Raw genomic sequence first — 19,762 nt, 5'->3', positions numbered from 1 at the left:
ATAGGGCGAGCCATGCGGCGAGGGCTTCCAACGATCTCCCTCCGCATCAGTCCACGGCCTCGACGCGGGAGACGAGCCAGCCGTCGTCGTCGGCACCGGGCACGACGTGCACACGTACCCAGGCGCCCGTTGTCGGGACGTCGAACACGCCGTCCTCGGCGTTCATCGCGACCTGTCGCGGCTCGCCCCGGACGGTGACCTCGGGTGTGCGGGACGGGTCGGTCAGGCTCAGCGCCGTGGTCCAGAGCTCGCTCGTCGCGAGCGGGCGCACGCCGGCGGACCACGCCTCGGTGTCGAGGTCGGGCCGGGCCCACGCAGCCACGAACGCCGAGGCGGCGTCTGCTGCGGCTGCGGATCGGTGGTGCTCTGCCGGGTCGACGCTGAGCTCGTCTGTCGCGTTGGCGTCGTTCAGGACCATGCCGGGCGGGGAGGCGGACGGCGGGGGGAGGCGCAACGCTCGTAGACGTCACGACTGAGGCAGAGCCTTGCGTCGACACAGGGCCGTTCGGTTCGTCGTTGATCTCTCCGATGACGACACACCGACCAGCGCGGCGGCGACGACCGCGACGAACCGCCTCGGCGAGTACAGCGGCCAGCGGACGATTGGTGCGATGGCTTCCCAGATCGGCGGAACTCCTCGGCGTCATCTACATTCGCTGGGACCGCCGTCGCCGGCCGCCAGATCTCGAAGACGGGACTTCCTTCGGTGTTGTACCTGGTGGCAGCCTCGACGATGCCCGCTGGTAGGGCGGTCGAGCGCCCGATGACCTCACCTCGGGGCAGGTACTTGTCGACAGGTGCAGCCAGATCGACGTCCCGATGGTTCGCGGGGTCGCAGGGTGGCGCAGCAGCTCGGTGACCACCTTCTCCCGACCTCGCACAACCGCGACCGCCGCACCGGAGGCGCCATCGAGGCCGCGCCGTCGGTTCCGGACGCAGGCGCGAACGTCTCGCGGTAATGGGATGGGACCGGGCCAGGCTCAGCTCCGGCACCGATCACCGTTCCCTCCTTGCTCACCTGCTGGCCCCGGCGAGCCGGGGCGGGCGCTTCGGGAACTCGCGGGGGAGAGCGCGGCAGGCAGCTTGCGCGGACGCACGGCGCCTGGCCCGATGACGAGCGTGTCGCCCGTCGCCACCGGCGCACTCTTGACGTTCGCGTTCCGTTCCGGCCGTCACTGCAGCCCGTGGTTACCCCGCGAGCAACCGGGCGCGCCAACATGGAACGCCGATTCGAGCCCATCCCGTCGGCAGGGTGGTCCAGTGCATCCGCGTGCGGGCTGCACACTTGAGTCCACGACACCGCGGCGGCTTGAAGCTCCATCACCCAAGCCGAGGACCCGAACACGGCTGGAGCGTGAGTCGTCCCCAGTGCGGCAGCCGTTGTCGCCGTGTCGGTAGTGCAGGAGAGGATGAAGGTATGCAGAGATTCGCGGCGAAGGCGGAGCCTGAAGGGGACAAGCTCAGGGGCGGCTACTACACGCCAGACCTGATTGCGCGGTTCGTCGCCGACTGGGTCCTGGCCGCTGGGACCAAGGTTCTCGAGCCCGCTTGCGGCGACGGCGCCATCCTGCGGCACCTGGTTCGCGCCGGAACTAGCCCCCAGGCCATCGAATTGTTCAGCGAGGAGGCCGCGAGAGCGAGCGCGGCCACTGGCGTTAGTGTCGTTGTCTCGGACTTCTTCCGGTGGTTCACACCGGAACGATGGGGCACTTTTGACGGCGTCGCCGGTAATCCTCCCTACATCCGCTTCGGTTCCTGGCAGCACGAGTACCGAGAGCCTGCGCTAGAACTCATGCGCAGCCAAGGGATGCGCCCCTCCAAGCTCACCAACGCCTGGGTTCCGTTTGTTGTTGCCTCCATCATGGCCGCCCGGGAGGGCGGGCGCGTGGGGCTCGTTCTGCCTGCGGAAATCCTTCAGGTTGGCTACGCCGCCCAGTTGCGTGCCTACCTGGTCGACGAGTGCTCAGAGATCACCCTTGTGTCGTTTGAGAAGCTCGTCTTTCCGGGAATCCTCCAGGAGGTCGTACTCCTGCTCGCAACGCGGGGCCCTGGACCGGCCCGCATAAACACGGTCGAGGTTTCAAATGCCCAAGCGCTCTCCGATGTGTCCCTAGGCACGGCTGCGGCACGTGCGCATCTGCATGAAACCGAGAAGTGGACCAAGTATTACCTGGGTCCGGAAGCCATTGAACTGGTACGCCGGCTACGTGCCGATCACCGGATGGCGCCCCTGAGTGCGTATGCCGCCGCGAACGTTGGAGTTGTTACCGGACGGAACTCCTTCTTCTGCTTGACCGCGGATGAGGCAAGGCGGCGCGGCCTCACCGAATGGACGATTCCGTTACTCGCTCGCAGCGTGCAGATGCGGGGTCTGACATACCGCACTGAAGACCTCGCTGTGCAGTCGATCAACGGCGCTCGAACGCACCTGCTCGCGGCACAGCCAAACATGGACTTGACCAAAGCGCCGGCGCTTGCCCGCTATATCGCCGAAGGCGAGGAGCACGGAGTTGACACGGGGTACAAGTGCCGGATTCGCAATGAGTGGTGGGTTGTCCCGTCGATCTCTGTACCTCAAGGGTTTATGCTCCGGCAGGTTTCATCTCATCTGCGGATCGCCGCGAACGACGCGCGAGCCACTAGCACCGACACGGTCCATCGCGTGTTCACAAAGCCCGGGGTCGACATTCATAAACTCTCGGCAGGAGCGTTCAATTCAGTCACGCTGGCGATGTCCGAAGTGATCGGGCGCAGTTACGGCGGCGGCATCCTCGAGATGGAGCCGTCCGAGTGCGGCGAATTGCCCATTCCGGACCCGAGCCTCGTTCCGGAGGGCCTGAGCGCCAAGGTCGACGATCTGACGCGCGAGGGACGATACGACGAAGCGCTCGATCTCGTCGACCAGGCCGTGCTGGTCGAGCAGGTCGGGCTCTCAATAGACGACATCCTCGCCATGCGCAAGGTTTGGGATCGCATGCGCAATAGGCGGATGAGTCGCAGCAAGCGCTAGCTTCAAGAGTCCAAGCGGGGGCGGTCGGGTGCCGGCAAGGGGCGGAAATCTAGCGAATCTGTAGCCAATACGCACCCGCCGCGTCGCGCCCGATTTCGATACTGGTCCCAGTCATATCAATCTGCGCGAAGCGGTCACGGATCGGCCCAAGTGCAAGTTTTGCCGTGTAATTGCTTCTCTGCTGCTCTCGGAAATGGTCGTGGGTCACTTCGAACGGCAGAACGCCGAGATAGGCGCCCAAAACCGTCGTATGCATGCGCACTTGAGCGGCATCCATCATGTGCCCGGTCCGCGTTGGTGTCTGCTGCCACAGCAGTCCGCCGAACAGGTCGTTCCGGAAGAAACTAGTCTGATCGATCTCCCCCCGTCGATCCGCCTGCGTCAGGGCGATAACGCCGCTCTGGTTCCCGCTCTGCTTCCGCTGCGCGTCGGATGCCGGAAGGGTCTTGCTCCACCACTCCACGAAAGGCGGAGGAACAGGAGCGACCCCAACCCCGATGGCTGGAACGCCAGGCGCGGGTGGCGCAAGGGGGACAGCCAACACCTTTGAGATCGCGGGGAGCCGCACCAGCGCGACCAGGGCTGAGCTCAACCGGCTTGCAGTTCCGCCAACTGTGATCCTGGGTGTTTTCCTGGCAGGTCGAGGCGCTCCGAGCACTCCATCAGCAACGAGCTGTGGCAGGTCGGCAGTGGTGCGAATAGAAAAGAAGCCCGGCCGCGGCTCGCGAAACCATCCGTCGATTGCGTCGAGGACGCTGGATAGCGCGATCGGATCGTCACCCTCCGCCGTATCCAGGATGACGCCTGCTTCTACATTCTTACCGCTGATTCCCGAGTACGTCAGGTTTGCGGAACCTACGTATGCGGCCATCGAGCCGTCGGTGCGGACGAAGTGGTACACCTTCGGGTGGAACAACCCGTCAGAGAAGGCCACGACACCGAGCTGCAGGTGCGGACGAGGTGGACCCGCCAACAGAAGCAAGTCCTCGACAGTCTCGTGATCAGTTTCCCCGCCGTTCGAGCCCACCAGGATCGACGTCTTGCCGTCGAGCGTGGAGAGTGCACCAAGGACCTGCTCCAGGTATCCCAACGGCTGGGGCCCCACATAGCCGGATTGGACCCGTAGCTCGGAGATGTCTCCTGAAGCCGTGATGGCTTCTAGCCAATTCCCGACAGCTTCGCGGGGGTCTCGCGACCCTGTGTCGATGTACCGCATGTGCCGGACTCTAGTGCGGCATGTGCCCACAAGGACGCAAACGAAGTCGCGCAACTGGGTGACACGTCGCAGCGTCCACAGCCTGATCGGTGCCTCTGGAGGTCTCACCACTCGGTGAGAACTTTCCTTGCTGACTCAAGCGCGCGGCTCCGCCGCGCGGGTCGGTCTCCAGGGCGGGCCCCGCGCTCCGCTCGCAAGCTCGCTGCGCGCACCCCACCCCTCCGGCCGACCACCGACATGACGAGGGCGGCCCCGGACTGTTCCCGGAACCGCCTCGACCACGACTGCTTCCACTGCCCAGTTGCACCGTCTTGCCCGCCGGCCCTGCACCGACCGCCGAGCATCCGGCCCTCTCCAGCCGCATCAAGGGCGCCTACGGCATCACTGCGTGATGGCTGGCGCCACCCTTGACCCGGGCCTCCGACAGCCCCTTGTGCTCCGCTATCGGCACGACGCCTCGATATGCCCCAGCCGTTGAGAGATCGCCGATTGCTCTCCCCTTTGGCTGCCGACCGCGGCCGAAATCGTGCAACGCATTACACGGCGTGGACCGGTGTCTGACCAAGCCAGCACCAGGATCGTCCGGCGGAACCGACTCCGTACAAGGTGTGCCATTCAAGCCCACCGCTCCCGCCAGCCGAAGGATCCCACCCGCATGATCACGCGGACGTGGGGCCCTTCGTCGTTCCCCCCGGGATCGCGGCGGCTCCCGCCGTCGGCCGACGGCGCGCCGGGTCAGGCCTCGGTCGCGCCGCGGCGTGTCCGGCGCACTGCCAGTGCGTTGAGCCCGGCGCCGACGAGGGCCCACGCGGTGAGCGTGGCGAGGGGCGCGAGCGCGCCGGCGCCGTCGAAGTAGGCCACCGAGCGGACCAGGGCGCCCGTCGCGCCGGGCGGGAGCAGCTGGCCGAAGGCGCCGAGCCCGGCCGGGAGCCAGGCCCCCGTGGTGGCGATGCCCGCGAGCGGGTTTCCGAGGAACATCATGACCATGGCACCCGCCGTGAAGCCCTTGGTGCCCAGGAGCTGCTGGAGCCCGGCGAGGGGGAGTGCGAGGGCGGCGATGCCGAGCGCCATGGCGCCGGCGACGGGTACGAAGACCGAGGTCACGCTGCCGAACCACAGCTGCAGCACGGCCGCGACGACCGTGCCGCCGACGGCGGAGAAGCCGAGGATGCCGGTCAGGCGCCACCGGTGGCGCCCGGCGAACGCCGTGCCGAAGGCGACGACCGGGACGATGCCGCCGAAGACGAGGGGGAAGGCGAGCCCGCCGACACCGATGCCCGTCGGGTCGTCTGCGGGCAGCGGCACCACGTCCGTGACCTCGACGGGCAGGCCGAGGGACGCCGCGACCCCGCCGGCCGTGGCGGACAGCGTGCCCGAGATCGCGGTCGAGCCGGCGCTCGCGACGACGGCGCGCACGCCGTCGGGGGTCACCACGAGGCCCCCGACGACGTCGCGGTCGCGGACCGCGTCGACGAGGTCGTCCTCGGACGCCAGGCTGCGGGTGGTGTAGTCGCCGGGCGCGAGCTGGTCGAGGCCGGCCTGCGCGGCGGTGACCGCGTCTGCCGTGCCGACCAGGCCCAGGGGCAGGTCGCGCGGCCCGCTCTTGAGCGAGGGGAGGATGAACAGGGCGAGAAGGGCGACGAGCACCGCGGCGAGCCCGCCGGTCAGCGTGAGCAACGAGTGCGCGGGGTGTCGCCCCGGCCGGGCGCCCGGGTCGGCGGGCGGGGTGTCGGGCGTGGTGGCGTCCGCGGATGCGGCGGCCGGGGCGGCGATGGTCATGCAGGTCCCAACGTTGCGGAGGATATCTCTCCACTTTACCGGAGACTCAGTCTCCGGTTACGGTGAGACGCCTCACACGACGCCACGGGAGGTCAGCGATGCGGGTCGACGCCGTGCGACGCCGCGAGGCGCTGCTCCGCGAGGCGCGCCGGCTGTTCGCGGAGGTCGGGACCGACGTCGCGCTCGACGTCGTCGCCGAGGCGGCCGGCGTGGGCATCGCGACGCTCTACCGGAACTTCGAGTCGCGCGCGGCGCTGGTCGAGGAGGTCGCGCTGGCGATCCTCCGCGACCTGCGTGACGCGACGACCGCGGCGCGCGCGGAGTTCGCCGACGCCCCGGCCAGGACGTGGGAGGGGTTCGTGCGGAACGTCGTCGCGCTCGATCTCGGCGCGCTGACCTCCGCCATGGCGCAGGACCTCGCCGGGGAGCTCGACGGGCGGATCCTCGCCGCGCAGGACGACACGCTGGCCGCGGTGGAGGCCCTGCTGGGCGACGCGCGCTCCGCCGGACTGGTGCCCGAGGACCTCGGCGCCCTCGAGCTCGTGGTCACGCTCGCGGTCGTCACCCGGCCGCAGCCCGAGGCCGTGCGCCGCGCCGCGCCGGACGCGGCGGACCGGCTCGTCGCCGTCGTGCTGGCGGGCCTGCGGGCGCAGGCGCTCGCCCGGTAGCACGCGGGGCGGGCGTCCAGTGGGGCGCGCCAGGGGAGTCGTGCCACCCGGCCCGCCCGTCGCTACGGTGGGCGCCCGACCCGTGCAGACAGGAGCCCCGGTGCGCAGCGTTGCCCCCGAGTCGTCCGGCCCGACGAGCCTCGTCGAGCAGCTGGTGCCGCTCCCCCTCGCGGACGGGACGGTCCTACGCGCCACGGTCCACAGGCCGGCCGGCGACGCCCCGGTGCCGGTCGTGCTCGCCCTGACGCCGTACCCCGTCGACGCCGCGCGCCAGGAGATGGGGGAGCAGGGGCTCGTCGACCGCGGGCTCGCCGTCGTCGTGGTGGCGCTGCGCGGCACGGGCGCCTCCGAGGGGACGTTCGTGCCGTGGGCGGGCCACCTCGAGGACGCCCGCGAGGTGCTCGAGTGGTGCGCCACTCGGCCGTGGGCGACGGGCGCCGTCGTCGGCTGGGGGCGGTCCTACCTGGCGCAGACGCTCCTGTACCTCGCGTCGGCCGGGCACCCGGCGCTGCGCGCGATGCACCTCGCGGTGTGCCCGGGCGACCCGGTCGACGTCGCCTACCGCGGCGGCGCGCTCCTGCTCGGCTCGTCGCTGAACTGGGCGGCGGCGATGACGCGCGGCGCGCTGGCACGCGCCGCCGCGCGGGGCGAGGACGTCGCCGCCGAGGCGGCGCAGTGGGAGACGCTCGTCGACGACCTCGCCGGCGCCGCGCGCCGCGCCCCGCTCGCGGACCTCGCGCCGCTCGCGCGCCGGTTCCCGGCGTGGCGGGACTGGGTGACGCACCCGGCGAGCGACCCGTGGTGGCGCGAGCGCGCCCTGCCGCCCCGGCCGCCGGTGCCGACCCTGTTCGTCGCCGGCTGGCACGACATCTTCTGCGACCTGACCCTGCGCCAGTTCGGCACGTCCACGCACCCGGCGTCGCGGCTCGTCGTCGGGCCGTGGGCGCACGGGGCACCGTGGCGCGCGATCGGCGAGGTGGACCACGGCCCCGCCGCCGCCCGCGGCGCGGAGCGGCTCGGCGCGGAGGCCGTGGACTTCCTCGTCGCCCACGCGACCGCCGCGCACGACGGCGTCACGGTGCACGACGCGCCGCGGGTGCGCGTCTTCGTCATGGGCGCCGACGTGTGGCGCGACCTCGACGCCTGGCCGCCCCGCGAGGCCGAGCCGGTCACGTGGCACCTCGCGCCCGACGGCGGGCTGGTGCCCGACGCGGTCGAGGGGCAGAAGGCCCCGTCGACGTTCCGCCACGACCCGCACGATCCGGTGCCGACGGTCGGCGGCCGGAACCTGTTCGAGCAGGGCGATGCCGCCCGCGGCGCCGGACCGTGGGACCGGCGCCGGCTGGCCGAGCGGCCCGACGTGCTGACCTTCACGTCCGAGCCGCTCACCGAGGACGTCACCGTCATCGGGGACGTGGTGGTGCACCTCGTCGCGGCGACGGACGCGGCGGACACCGACTGGGTCGTCTCCCTGGTGGACGTCCACCCCGACGGGACCGCCCTCGGCGTGCTGGAGGGCGTGGCGCGGGTGCGGGACGTGCTCGGCGGACTGGTGCCGCCGGGGGAGGTCCGCGAGGTGAGCGTCGAGCTCGGTGCGACCGCGCAGGCCTTCACCGCGGGGCACCGCCTGCGCGTCGACGTCGCGAGCTCGAGCTTCCCGCGCTTCGACGTGAACCCCGGCACGGGCGCCGCGGTCGCGCCGCCGTCGGAGCTCCGCGTCGCGCACCAGGAGGTGCACCACGACGCCGCCCACCCGTCACGCCTCGTGCTGCCGGTCGTGCCGGCGGCGCCGGCTGCGGACTGAGCCCCGGCAGGACGGTCCGGTGCCGCACGCGAGGGCCGCTCGCCCCTAGACCGGGATGCCGGCGCCCGCGAAGAAGTGGTGCAGCCCGCGCCGCAGCGTGCCCCGCGGCACGTCGAGCCCCTTCGTCCCGACCCGGAGGCCGGTGCGCCGCAGCTGCTTCCAGATGCGGGGGTCGTCGAGGCCGACGGCTCCCGGGTGGTCGGGACGGACGTGCGGGAGCACCGAGACCGCGAAGACGGAGTGCGTCCCCTTCACCGTCTCGCGCAGCGGCGCGACCGCCGACCAGGGGAGGTACACGTGGCCGGCGTCGCTGCCCGGCACGGCCATCCAGAGGCCGGCGGCGTCGGCCACGAGGACCGTGCCCACGTCGCGCCGGGCGCGCACTCCTCCGGTCGCGGCGAACGCGAGTGCGCCGAGGCCGAAGCACGCGAGCCCGAACACGGCGCCGACGCCGAGCGACCTGCCCGGCTCCGCCGACGTGAGGGCGAGCGCAGCGAGAAGGCCGAGGACGGCGGCGAGCCCCCCGCCCGAGACGAGCAACGAGGCGGTGACCGTCCGCACGACGGCGTCCAGTGCGCGTCGGTCGGAGCCGACCTCGAGCCGGTCGTTGGTCAGTACCGCCACGACGCCCCTCCTGCCAGGGTCCGTCACGGGCGCGCGCCCGTGGTGTCCCGGAAGAGTAGGGCCTGTCGCCCCTGCGCGCCGGGCGGTCCCGGTGCGCCCGTGCGCATACTGGTGGCCGCCGATCCGAGGAGGTCACCGTGCCCACGCCGCCACTGCCCGCCGACGCCGTCGCGATGCTGGAGAAGCCCAACCCGGCGGTGATGGCCACCCTGCGCCGTGACGGCTCCCCGGTCACCGCGGCCACGTGGTACCTCTGGGAGGACGGTCGCGCCCTGCTGAACCTCGACGCCTCGCGCGTTCGTCTCGGGCACCTGCGCCGCGACCCCCGGGTCTCCCTCACCGTGCTCGACGGCGCCGACTGGTACACCCACGTCACGTTGCTGGGCACCGTCGCGGACCTCCGGCCGGACCCGGACCGGACCGACATCGACCGCATCTCGCGTCACTACACGGGCAGCGCCTACCAGGACCCGAGCGGCGAGCGGTGGAGCTGCTGGCTGACGGTCGACCGCTGGCACGGCTGGGGCGCCCACCGGGGCTGACGCCGCGTGCGGCGCGGCCCACGCCGCGAGGAACCACCGAAACGGGTGGCGCCACCGGCGTGGGGCGGGCCAGGCTGGCGGGCCGGCGGGCCGGACGGTTCTCGGCGCGCCACCGGTCCACCCACCACACGCCCGCGTCCCGAGAGGTGCCGTCATGTCCGCGACGTCCGACCCGCCGAGCCCGGCGCCCGAGGCGTCGAAGGCTCCCGACGCCGACGCCGCCCTCGTCCAGACGCCGCTCACCGAGGCCGACCTGCCGCACTGGCGTCGCCGGCTCGCGATCTTCCTCACCGGGCAGACGTCGTCCCTGCTGGGCTCCATGCTCGTGCAGTACGCGATCCTCTGGCACCTGACGCTGGAGACGCGGTCCGGCACGGTGATGGCCGTCTACGCCGTCGTCGGCTTCCTGCCGCAGGCGGTGGTGTCGATCTTCGGCGGCGTCTGGGCGGACCGGCTCGACCGCAAGCTCCTGATCATCGGCGCCGACGCGACGATCGCGGCCAGCACGCTCGTGCTCGCGCTGGTGATGCTCTCCGGCTACCGCGACCTGTGGCTCCTGTACCTGGTGGCGGCGATCCGCTCGGCGGGCGCGGGGATCCAGACGCCGGCGGTCTCCGCCCTCCTCCCGCAGATCGTGCCCACGGACAAGCTCATGCGCGTCAACGGGATCAACACGACGATCCAGTCGGCGCTGATGCTCGTCGCGCCGGCGGTCGCGGCCGCCCTGTACGCGTCGGCGTCGATCGAGGCGATCTTCTTCGTCGACGTCGTCACGGCGCTGATCGGCATCGGGCTGCTGGCCCTCGTCCCGGTGGCGCGGCTCGTGCGGACGGACCAGACCGCCGGCGTGCGGGGCTACCTCGCGGACCTGGTCGGCGGCGTGCGCTACGTCGCGGGCGACCGGTTCGTGCGCTGGGTGCTCGCGCTGTGGGGCATCGTCTTCCTGCTCATCGTGGCGCCCTCGTTCCTCACGCCGCTGATGATCGTGCGGACCTTCGGCGAGGAGGTCTGGAAGCTCACGGTCAACGAGCTGGCCTTCAGCGTGGGCATGGTCCTCGGCGGGATCGTGATCGCGGCGTGGGGCGGGCTGAAGAACCGGATCGCGATGGTCGTCGGGACCGCCGCGCTCTTCGGCCTGTTCACCGTCGGACTCGGGCTGTCCACGAACCTCTGGGTGTTCTTCGCCTTCATGTTCCTCATCGGCCTCGGCGTGCCGTTCTTCTCCACGCCCTCGATGACGGCGCTCCAGGAGCGCGTCGCGCCCGATCGGCAGGGCCGGGTCTTCGGGTTCGTCGGGATCGTCATGGCGGTCGCGATGCCGATCGGCATGGCCGTCCTCGGGCCGCTGGCCGACCGCTACCGGATCGAGTCGCTGCTCGTCGGGGCGGGCGTCGCGCTCCTGCTCGTCGTCGCCGCGGCCGTCGGCCTCCCGTCCGGCCGGCGCACCATGGCCCAGGCGCAGACCGACGCGCCCGCGCCGGTCAGCGCGGCGCCGTAGCGCGGGCTCAGACGGTCAGGAGCGCCTTGATCGCGCGACGCTCGTCCATCGCCCGGTAGGCCTCGGCGGCATCGGCCAGCGGGACGGTGAGGTCGAAGACCCGCCCGGGGTCGATCTCCCGCTGCCAGATCCGGTCGATCAGGTCGGGCAGGAAGCGGCGCACGGGCGCCGGCCCGCCGTGCAGGTGCACCCCCGAGAAGAAGAGCTCGCCGCCCGGCAGGCTCACGCCGTGGGAGACCCCGACGTAGCCGACGTAGCCGCCCGGACGGGTCGAGCGGATCGCCTGCATCATCGACTCCTGCGTGCCCACCGCCTCGACGACGCCGTGCGCGCCGAGCCCGTCGGTGAGGTCCTTGACGTGCGCCACGCCCTCGTCGCCGCGCTCCGCGACGACGTCGGTGGCGCCGAGCTCGCGGGCGAGCGCCTGCCGGTCGGCGTGCCGGCTCATGACGATGATCCGCTCGGCGCCGAGCTGCCGGGCGGCGAGCACCCCGCACAGGCCGACGGCGCCGTCGCCCACCACCGCGATCGTGCGGCCGGGGCCCGCCTGCGCTGCCACGGCCGCGAACCAGCCCGTGCCCAGGACGTCCGAGGCCGCCAGGAGCGACGGCACCAGGTCCTGCGGCGGCACGTCCGGCGTCGCGACGAGGGTCCCGTCGGCCAGCGGCACGCGGACGCGCTCGGCCTGCGTCCCGATGGCGCCCATGGGCACGGCGTTCACGCAGCGGCTCTGGTAGCCGGCGCGGCAGATCTCGCAGGTGCCGTCGGAGGCGAAGAACGAGCCGACGACGAACTGGCCGGGCACCAGACCGCGGACCGCGCTGCCGACCTCCTCGACGACGCCGACGTACTCGTGCCCCATCGGGCTCGGGCCGGTGACGTCCTCGATGCCGCGCCACGGCCACAGGTCCGACCCGCAGACGCAGGTCGCCGCGGTCCGCAGGATCGCGTCCGTCGGCTCCACGATCGTGGGCTCGGCCCGCTCCTCCACCCGGACGTCGCCCGGGGCGTACATCACCACTCCACGCACGATCTGCCCCCTTCTCGCGCCCGACGGAGCCGGGCGTCGTGCCCGAGTCGACGCTACGTCCGGCGCGAGGGCGCGGCGAGCGCTCCGAGCGCCGGATCGCCCGGGGCGACGAGGCCTCCGGCGGGCGGCGTCCGCGGGAACCGGGCGGGACATGCGATCGTTGTGCCGCTGACCGCTCACGAACGACAGGACGAAATGGACTCCGACAGTACGAACCCCCCTGAACCCGCCGCCGAGGCGCACGTGAAGGGGGGGAACCGATGACCTGGGTGCTGTCTCTTCTCGCCGGGGTGCTGGTCGTGCTCGCGATCACCGCCGTGACCGGCTACTTCGTCGCCCAGGAGTTCGCCTACATGGCGGTCGACCGGTCGCGGCTGAACGCCCGCAGCGCCGCAGGGGACGCCGCCGCGACGCGCGCCCTGGGCGTCACGCGACGCACGAGCTTCATGCTCTCGGGCGCGCAGCTGGGCATCACGGTGACCGGCCTGCTGGTCGGGTACGTCGCCGAGCCGCTCATCGGCAACTCGCTCGGCGAGGCGCTCGGCGGTGTCGGCGTGCCCGACGGGGTCGGCATCGCGGTGGGCACGGTGCTCGCTCTGCTGTTCTCGACGTTCGTCCAGATGGTGTTCGGCGAGCTCTTCCCCAAGAACCTCGCGATCGCCCGCCCGGAGCCGGTCGCGGTGCGGCTGGCGTCGTCGACCACCTGGTACCTGCGGCTGTTCGGCTGGCTGATCCGGATCTTCGACCAGGCCTCCAACGTGCTGCTGCGCGCCCTGCGGATCGAGCCCGTGCACGACGTCGAGCACTCGGCGACGGTCCGCGACCTCGAGCACATCGTGGCGGACTCGCGCGAGAGCGGTGACCTGCCCGAGGAGCTCTCGGTGCTGCTGGACCGCATCCTCGACTTCCCCGACCAGGACGTCGAGCACGCGATGATCCCGCGCAGCCGCGTCGGCGTCGCCCGGCTCGGCGACACGGTCCGCGAGGTGCGCGAGGCGATGACCACGGGCCACTCGCGCTACCCCGTGGTCGACGAGGACGACCAGGTGCTCGGCACCGTCCACCTGCAGGACGTGCTGGACCAGGCGCCGCAGAGCGACCTCCCGGTCGAGTCGATCATGAAGCCCGCCATCATGGTCCCGACGTCCATGCCCCTGCCGGAGGCGCTGCGCCTGCTCGGGGACAGCCAGAACAAGCTCGCCTGCGTGGTGGACGAGTACGGCGGCTTCGCCGGCGTCGTGACGCTCGAGGACCTCGCGGAGGAGCTGGTCGGCGAGATCACCGACGAGCACGACCCCGAGATCCCGACCGCCGTCCCCGGCGGCGAGGACGGGATGTGGGTCATGGCCGGCGACATCCACATCGACGAGGTCGAGCGCGCGATCGGCGCCGACCTGCCGCGCGGCGACTACGAGACCATCGCGGGCCTCGTCATCGCCGTGCACGGTGCCCTGCCCGAGGCGGGCACCAGCGTCGAGGTCGAGCTGCCCGCCGACCCGGCGGACCTCGCCCTGGCCGAGCCGCCCGAGCCGGTCGTCATGCGGGTCGACGTGCTCGAGGTCGAGCGGCACGTGCCCGCGCTGGTCCGGGTGGTGCTGCCCGTCGACGACGTCGCGGCGGCCGAGAACGAGGAGGACGCCCGATGAGCGCGCCCGTGGTCGTGGCGGTCACCGTCGCGCTGATCGCGCTGAGCGCGTTCTTCGTGGCCGTCGAGTTCGCCCTGCTCGCCGCCAAGCGGCACCGCCTGGAGGACGCCGCGCCGCGGAGCCGCTCCGCGCGCGCCGCGCTGCGTAGCTCGAGCGAGCTCACGGTGCTCCTGGCCGGCTCGCAGCTCGGCATCACGGCGTGCACGCTCGCGCTCGGCGCGATCACCAAGCCCGCCGTGCACCACTGGCTCACCCCGGTCTTCGAGTCCTGGGGGGCCCCGCTGTGGGCGGCCGACGTCGCCGGCTTCGCGCTCGCGCTGATCATCGTCACGTTCCTGCACCTCGTGGTGGGGGAGATGGCGCCCAAGTCGTGGGCGATCGCCCACCCCGAGACGTCGGCGACCCTGCTGGCGATCCCGATGCGCGGCTTCATGTGGCTCACGCGGCCGATCCTGAACTTGCTCAACGAGATGGCGAACTGGTGCCTGCGCCGCGTCGGCGTCGAGCCGGCGGACCAGGTGGCCTCCGGGCAGAATCCCGACGACCTGCGCCACCTCGTCGAGCACTCGGCCAACGTGGGGGCGCTCGACGCGAGCTTCGGCACGCAGCTCGGGGGCGCCCTGGAGCTGCAGCGGCTCACGGTGCGGGACCTGCTGACGGCGGACTCGCGGCCGACAGCGGTCGCGACCGGCGCGACCGTCGGTGACGTCCGCGCCGCGACGCGATCCTCGGGCCACCTGCGGGTGCTCGTGGGCGTCGCGCCCGCCGTGTCCGGCGTGGTCCACGTCCGCGACACGCTCACGGCGCCGGACGACGGCCCGGCCGCCGAGTTCGAGCGGCCCGTGTACCGCCTGCCGCACGACACCCCCGTCTACACGGCGCTCGCGTCGATGCGCGAGACGCGCAACCACCTCGCCGTCGTCACCGACGGCGACGACGTGGTCGGCGTCATCACGCTCGCCGACGTCGTCCGGCGGCTGTTCCCCGGGGACGCGGCGGTCGTCGTCTCGTAGCCGGGCCCCCGTGCCGGCGTGATCATCACCACACGCCGGCGCGGGAGTGCCGCGGCACCCCGGCCGGTTGCCGGGACGTGACCACTCTCGACCCCACGGACCTGGCCGCGACGACGCTCGAGGACCTCTTCGTCCGGCGCCGCACCCCGAAGACCTGGAGCGAGCGCCCCGTCACCGACGAGCACGTCGCCGCCGTGCACGACGCGGTCCGCTGGGGCCCGACGGCGATGAACGCCTCGCCCATGCGCCTGCTCCTGGTGCGCACGCCCGAGGCCCGCGCCCGGCTCGCGGCGCACATGGCGCCCGGCAACCGCGACCGCGTCCTGGGCGCGCCGCTGGCCGTCGTCGTCGCCGCCGACACGCGGTTCCACGAGCACCTCGGCCATCTGGCGCCGCACGTCGGCGGCGCGCGCGACCGGTTCGACCCCGACCACGAGGGGCGCGAGCGCATGGCACGCGAGAACACGTGGCTCCAGGCCGGCTACCTCGTGGTGGGCCTCCGGGCGGTGGGTCTCGACGTCGGGCCCATGACCGGCATGGACGCCGCGGGCGTCGACGCCGACCTGCTCGCCGGCACGGGCCAGCGCACGGTCATGGTGCTCAACGTCGGCTGGCCGGCCGAGGACGCCACACCCCACCCGCGCGCGCCGCGGCTGGACTTCGACGTGGTCGCGCGCGTGATCTGACGCGCCCGTGCCTGACGCGCGCGGGGGCGGCCGCGGTGCCGCGGCCGCCCCCGGTGCCCGGGCTCAGCCGAGCATGTTCTGCACCTCGGCGATGAACGCCGGCGCAGCCTCCTGCGGCGTCGTGGAGCCGAAGTACACCTCGGACGTGTAGCGCCGCAGCGTGTTCTCGAAGTCCGCGGACCCGGCCGGGGGCAGGGTCGCGACGCCGTCCAGCTCGTCGGCGATCGAGTCCAGGTACTCCGCGATCGCCTGGTCCGCCTCGGCGAGCAGCGGGCGGACGGCCTCGCGCACGGTGACGTTGGCGGGGGTCCCGCGCTCGGCCAGGAGCACCTCGCCGGCCGCCTCGGAGTTCACCAGGAAGTCGACGAGGAGCGCCGCCTCCTCGGGGTGGTCGGTGCTGGCCGAGGCCGACCAGAACTGCGACGGGCGGTACCAGATCCCGCGGTCGCCGTCGTCGTCCAGCGGCGGGCGGAGCAGCACGAGGTCCTGCCCGCTGGTCGCCTGGAGCGCACCGAGCTGGTTGGACCACCAGAACCCGAAGGCGGCCCGGTTGGTGGCCGTGAAGGACTGGTCCTGCGTGACCCCGAGCGCCTCGGTCTGGGCGGCCGCCGAGGGGAGCGCGCCGGACTCGAGCAGCTCGAGCGCGAGCTCCCAGTACGCGACGAGCGTCTCCTCGCTGACGCCGAGCTCGCCGTCGGCGGTCCAGAGGTCCTCGCCCTGCTGCCGCGCGAACTGGTCGATCGTCCCCTGCGTCAGGGCGTAGTCCTGGAGCCCGACCGCGCCGTCGACGTCGGCCTGCGTCACGGCGACCGAGAGCTCCGCGAGGTCGTCCCACGTCCACGTCGTGTCGTCGGGCATCTCCAGCCCGGCGGCCTCGATCAGCGTCCGGTTGGTCACCACGGCCCAGCTGTTCACGGCGTTCACGACGCCGTAGAGCGCGCCGTCGATCTCGCCGGCGGCCAGGGCCGCCTCGTCGATGTCGCCGGCGCTGAAGCCCTCGGCGGCGCCCAGGTCCATGAGCGCCCCGCGGTCGGCGTAGGTCGCGAGGTACTGACCGTCCATCTGCATGACGTCGGGCATGTCGCCGCCCGCCGTGGCGGTGGCCAGGCGGTCCCAGTAGCCGCCCCAGTCGGAGAAGTCGCCGACGACCGTGATGTGCGGGTACTCGGCCTCGAACAGGTCGATGACCTCCTGCGTGACCGCGTGCCGGGCGTCGGCGCCCCACCACGCGAGCCGGAGCTCGACCGGCTCGCCCGCGGCGTCGCTGCCGCCGCCGCCCTCGGCCGGGCCGGGTGAGCCGCTGCACGCCGCGAGGGCCGCGACGGCGGCCACGGCGGTGAGGGTGAGGGCGGGACGACGGGTGCGGCGGTGCATGTCTCCTCCAAGTGCCGCGACGCTGCGGCGGTGGTTCCCGGGGGGCCGGACACCGGAAGGTAACCGGTGTAAAGCACATCCGAGCACGCACGCGGTCCAAGGTCAAACCTCGGCCGGCCGCGGCGCCCGCCGGCGCCGGGACGCTCGGTAGGATCGCCGGCGCGCGTGACCACCCGCCGCGCAGCCTCCCGATCGGATCGTCATGACACCCCCGCCTGCCCGGCCCGCTGCTGCTGCTGCCCCGGAGGCCGACGTCGTGCACTCGGTGGCCGCCGCCCTGCGCTCGCCGCGCCGCCTGCGGACCGAGGTGCTCGCGGGCCTGGTCGTCGCGCTCGCGCTGATCCCCGAGGCGATCGCGTTCTCGATCATCGCGGGCGTCGACCCGCGCCTGGGCCTGTTCGCGTCCTTCACGATGGCCGTGACGATCTCGGTCGTCGGCGGCCGGCCGGCGATGATCTCGGCGGCCACGGGGGCGGTGGCGCTCGTCGTCGCGCCGGTGGCCCGCGAGCACGGCGTCGACCACCTCATCGCCACCGTCATCCTCGCCGGCGTCCTGCAGGTGCTGCTGGGCGTCGTCGGCGTCGCGCGGCTGATGCGCTTCATCCCGCGCTCGGTCATGGTCGGCTTCGTCAACGCGCTCGCGATCCTCGTCCTCATGGCGCAGCTGCCGCACCTCACGGGCGTCCCGCTCGTCACGTACCTGATCGTCGGGGCGGGGATCGCGTTGATCGTGCTGCTGCCGCGGCTCACCACGGCCGTGCCGGCGCCGCTCGTCGCCATCGTGCTCCTGACGCTCGTCACCGTGGCCGCGGCGATCGCGGTCCCGACGGTGGGCGACGAGGGGGAGCTCCCGGAGGCCTTGCCGGCGCTGCTCGTGCCGGACGTGCCCTTCACGCTCGAGACCCTCGAGGTCATCGCGCCCTACGCGCTCGCGATGGCGCTCGTCGGCCTGCTCGAGTCGCTGCTCACGGCCAAGCTCGTCGACGACGTCACGGACACGCACTCCGACAAGACGCGCGAGGCCTGGGGGCAGGGCGTCGCCAACGTCGTCACCGGGTTCTTCGGCGGGATGGGCGGGTGCGCGGTCATCGGCCAGACGATGATGAACGTCAAGGCCGCGGGTGCGCGCACGCGCCTGTCGACCTTCCTCGCCGGGGTGTTCCTGCTCGTGCTGGTGGTCGGCCTGGGCGACGTCGTCGCCGTCATCCCCATGGCCGCGCTCGTCGCCGTCATAGTCATGGTCTCGGTGGGCGCCTTCGACTGGCACTCGGTGCGGCCGTCGACGCTGCGCCGCATGCCGCGGTCCGAGACGGCCGTCATGGTGACGACCGTCGTCGTCACCGTCGCCACGGGGAACCTCGCGTTCGGCGTCGTCGGCGGCGTGCTCCTGGCGATGGTCCTCTTCGCGCGGCGGGTCGCCCACGTCACGGACGTCACGGCGCAGGACGTCGTCGGCGGTGAGCGGGTGTACCGCGTGCGGGGCGAGCTGTTCTTCGCGTCGTCCAACGACCTCGTCTACCGCTTCGACTACGCGGGTGACCCGGACCGGGTCGTCATCGACCTCACGGACGCCCACGTGTGGGACGCGTCGACGGTGGCGACCCTCGACGCGATCACCCACCGGTACCGGCGCAAGGGCAAGGACGTGCGGATCGTCGGCCTGAACCCGGAGAGCGCCGCCCGCCACGAGCGCCTGGCGGGCAACCTCAACACCGACCACTGACCGCCCCGCCCGCCCCACCGCGGTCCCCCCGGTCCGACCCCACCGCGAACACGTCCGAACGACGCGGGCACGTCCGTTCCGCAGGACGTCCTCGCGTGGTTCGGACGTGCTCGGCGGGCGGGGTGGATGGGGACGGGGTGGACGGGGACGGGGCGGACGGGGTGGGTGGGGTCGGGCGGCGGGGAGGGGCGTCCCGGGTGCGGGGGTGTGCGGGGCGGGATGATGTGCGCGTGACGACGCAGGAGATCGACCAGTTCGGGCCGTGGGTGCTGCCGGTCCGCGGGCCGCAGGACGTCCCGCCGCTGTACCGCGACGAGGCGGTCGACTGGGACACGGTGCGGTTCGCGATCAAGGTGCCGGGGCCGGTGCCGCGCCGCGACGTCACGCCCGGGATGGACCTGTACGACGCGCTCCTGCTCGCCGACCCCGCGGGTCTCACGGTGCTGCGGCGCCGCCCGACCGCGCCGGGCTACGACAGGTCGTTCGTCCGGCACGCCGACGTCCTGGCGCTCGAGAGCAGCACCGACCTCCTCGACGGACGCCTCGCCGTCCACACCCGGTCCGGCCCGCTCGAGGTCGCGTACAACGGCTCGCAGGCCGACGTCGTCGAGGAGCTGCTGGCCGTCCTGCGCCACCACGCCTTCGGTGCCGGCTCGACGCTCCCCGCCCTCGCGCCCGTGCTCGCGCGCGACGCCGCCGGCGAGGAGGACCTCGCCCTGGTCGCGGCGTACCGCGACCTCGTGGCGGCGGGTGTCGCCGTCGACGCCGTCGCGGCGGTCCCGCGTGGGAGGCACGCGCGGCGCGCCGGGACCGTCGCGGCGCTGGCCGACGCCGTGCGGCCGGTGACCCGTCAGGGGGCCGTGGTGGCCGTCGGCCCCGCCGAGACCCACGTGCTGCACCGGCGCCTGTGGCTCACGACGGGGCGGGCGCCCGTGCACTCGCTCGCGCACCTCGTGCTGCCCCGGGACGGTCGCGCGCCCGTCGAGGTGGCGCCGCACCCGCGCCTCGCCGGTGCCGTGCTGGCGTGGGCGCCCGGGACCCCGCCGCTCGTGCTGCCCGAAGGCCACCCGGCGCTCGCCCTGCTCACCGCCGGTCGCGAGGCGGTCACCGACTGACGCGCCGTCGGCCGCGACGACGCCCGGCAGCCGG

16 protein-coding genes are annotated in these 19,762 nt (G+C 72.8%); 10 read left to right on the top strand and 6 right to left on the bottom strand.

Annotation, left to right across the window (positions count from 1 at the left end):
- Positions 1–46: 46 nt before the first annotated feature.
- Entirely contained in the window at positions 47–418 is a 372-nt protein-coding gene (locus H2O74_RS15180) for a hypothetical protein (RefSeq protein WP_182112337.1), read from the bottom strand.
- 999 nt (positions 419–1,417) lie between these two features.
- On the opposite strand from H2O74_RS15180, the gene H2O74_RS15175 reads away from it, so the two are divergent.
- Positions 1,418–3,010: a class I SAM-dependent methyltransferase gene (locus tag H2O74_RS15175; protein ID WP_182112336.1), complete on the top strand. Its 1,593-nt coding sequence runs from the start codon at positions 1,418–1,420 to the stop codon at positions 3,008–3,010.
- A 49-nt stretch (positions 3,011–3,059) separates the two neighbouring features.
- Here H2O74_RS15175 and H2O74_RS15170 read toward each other — a convergent pair whose 3' ends face one another.
- Positions 3,060–4,226, bottom strand: a complete 1,167-nt coding sequence (locus H2O74_RS15170; RefSeq protein ID WP_182112335.1) for a phospholipase D family protein — start codon at positions 4,224–4,226, stop codon at positions 3,060–3,062.
- A gap of 735 nt (positions 4,227–4,961) precedes the next feature.
- Positions 4,962–6,005: a hypothetical protein gene (locus tag H2O74_RS15165; protein WP_220457977.1), complete on the bottom strand. Its 1,044-nt coding sequence runs from the start codon at positions 6,003–6,005 to the stop codon at positions 4,962–4,964.
- Positions 6,006–6,103: 98 nt separating this feature from the next.
- Here H2O74_RS15165 and H2O74_RS15160 point away from each other — a divergent pair, with 98 nt between their 5' ends.
- Both H2O74_RS15160 and H2O74_RS15155 read left to right on the top strand, forming a co-directional pair.
- Positions 6,104–6,673, top strand: coding sequence for a TetR/AcrR family transcriptional regulator (locus tag H2O74_RS15160; protein WP_182112334.1), 570 nt, complete (start codon positions 6,104–6,106; stop codon positions 6,671–6,673).
- A gap of 100 nt (positions 6,674–6,773) precedes the next feature.
- Positions 6,774–8,477, top strand: a complete 1,704-nt coding sequence (locus H2O74_RS15155; protein WP_182112333.1) for a CocE/NonD family hydrolase — start codon at positions 6,774–6,776, stop codon at positions 8,475–8,477.
- Between the two features lie 45 nt (positions 8,478–8,522).
- Here H2O74_RS15155 and H2O74_RS15150 read toward each other — a convergent pair whose 3' ends face one another.
- Positions 8,523–9,101, bottom strand: coding sequence for a hypothetical protein (locus H2O74_RS15150; protein WP_182112332.1), 579 nt, complete (start codon positions 9,099–9,101; stop codon positions 8,523–8,525).
- A gap of 137 nt (positions 9,102–9,238) precedes the next feature.
- On the opposite strand from H2O74_RS15150, the gene H2O74_RS15145 reads away from it, so the two are divergent.
- Entirely contained in the window at positions 9,239–9,643 is a 405-nt protein-coding gene (locus H2O74_RS15145) for a PPOX class F420-dependent oxidoreductase (RefSeq protein ID WP_182112331.1), read from the top strand.
- 154 nt (positions 9,644–9,797) lie between these two features.
- Positions 9,798–11,141, top strand: coding sequence for an MFS transporter (locus tag H2O74_RS15140; protein ID WP_182112330.1), 1,344 nt, complete (start codon positions 9,798–9,800; stop codon positions 11,139–11,141).
- 7 nt (positions 11,142–11,148) lie between these two features.
- Here H2O74_RS15140 and H2O74_RS15135 read toward each other — a convergent pair whose 3' ends face one another.
- The gene (locus H2O74_RS15135) at positions 11,149–12,171 is read right to left on the bottom strand and encodes a zinc-dependent alcohol dehydrogenase family protein (protein WP_182112329.1); all 1,023 of its coding nucleotides are present in this window, start codon (positions 12,169–12,171) and stop codon (positions 11,149–11,151) included.
- A gap of 260 nt (positions 12,172–12,431) precedes the next feature.
- On the opposite strand from H2O74_RS15135, the gene H2O74_RS15130 reads away from it, so the two are divergent.
- From H2O74_RS15130 to H2O74_RS15120, 3 genes are all read left to right on the top strand, one after another.
- Positions 12,432–13,817 (top strand): hemolysin family protein, encoded by a 1,386-nt coding sequence (locus tag H2O74_RS15130; RefSeq protein ID WP_182112328.1) that lies wholly within the window; start codon positions 12,432–12,434, stop codon positions 13,815–13,817.
- Positions 13,814–14,830 (top strand): hemolysin family protein, encoded by a 1,017-nt coding sequence (locus H2O74_RS15125; RefSeq protein WP_182112327.1) that lies wholly within the window; start codon positions 13,814–13,816, stop codon positions 14,828–14,830. Before H2O74_RS15130 ends, H2O74_RS15125 begins: the two co-directional genes overlap by 4 nt.
- Positions 14,831–14,907: 77 nt before the next feature.
- The gene (locus tag H2O74_RS15120; RefSeq protein WP_182112326.1) at positions 14,908–15,516 is read left to right on the top strand and encodes a malonic semialdehyde reductase; all 609 of its coding nucleotides are present in this window, start codon (positions 14,908–14,910) and stop codon (positions 15,514–15,516) included.
- Between the two features lie 63 nt (positions 15,517–15,579).
- On the opposite strand, the gene H2O74_RS15115 is transcribed toward H2O74_RS15120, so the two are convergent.
- Positions 15,580–16,890 (bottom strand): ABC transporter substrate-binding protein, encoded by a 1,311-nt coding sequence (locus tag H2O74_RS15115; protein ID WP_182112325.1) that lies wholly within the window; start codon positions 16,888–16,890, stop codon positions 15,580–15,582.
- A 202-nt stretch (positions 16,891–17,092) separates the two neighbouring features.
- On the opposite strand from H2O74_RS15115, the gene H2O74_RS15110 reads away from it, so the two are divergent.
- Positions 17,093–18,613 (top strand): SulP family inorganic anion transporter, encoded by a 1,521-nt coding sequence (locus H2O74_RS15110; RefSeq protein ID WP_182112324.1) that lies wholly within the window; start codon positions 17,093–17,095, stop codon positions 18,611–18,613.
- Positions 18,614–18,843: 230 nt separating this feature from the next.
- Positions 18,844–19,728 (top strand): hypothetical protein, encoded by an 885-nt coding sequence (locus H2O74_RS15105; RefSeq protein ID WP_182112323.1) that lies wholly within the window; start codon positions 18,844–18,846, stop codon positions 19,726–19,728.
- Positions 19,729–19,762: the final 34 nt, after the last annotated feature.

This window comes from Actinotalea sp. JY-7876, assembly GCF_014042015.1.
Taxonomy (GTDB): domain Bacteria; phylum Actinomycetota; class Actinomycetes; order Actinomycetales; family Cellulomonadaceae; genus Actinotalea.
The sequence above is the reverse complement of the archived record's forward strand: the minus strand, read 5'-3'. Positions and strand labels throughout refer to the sequence as shown.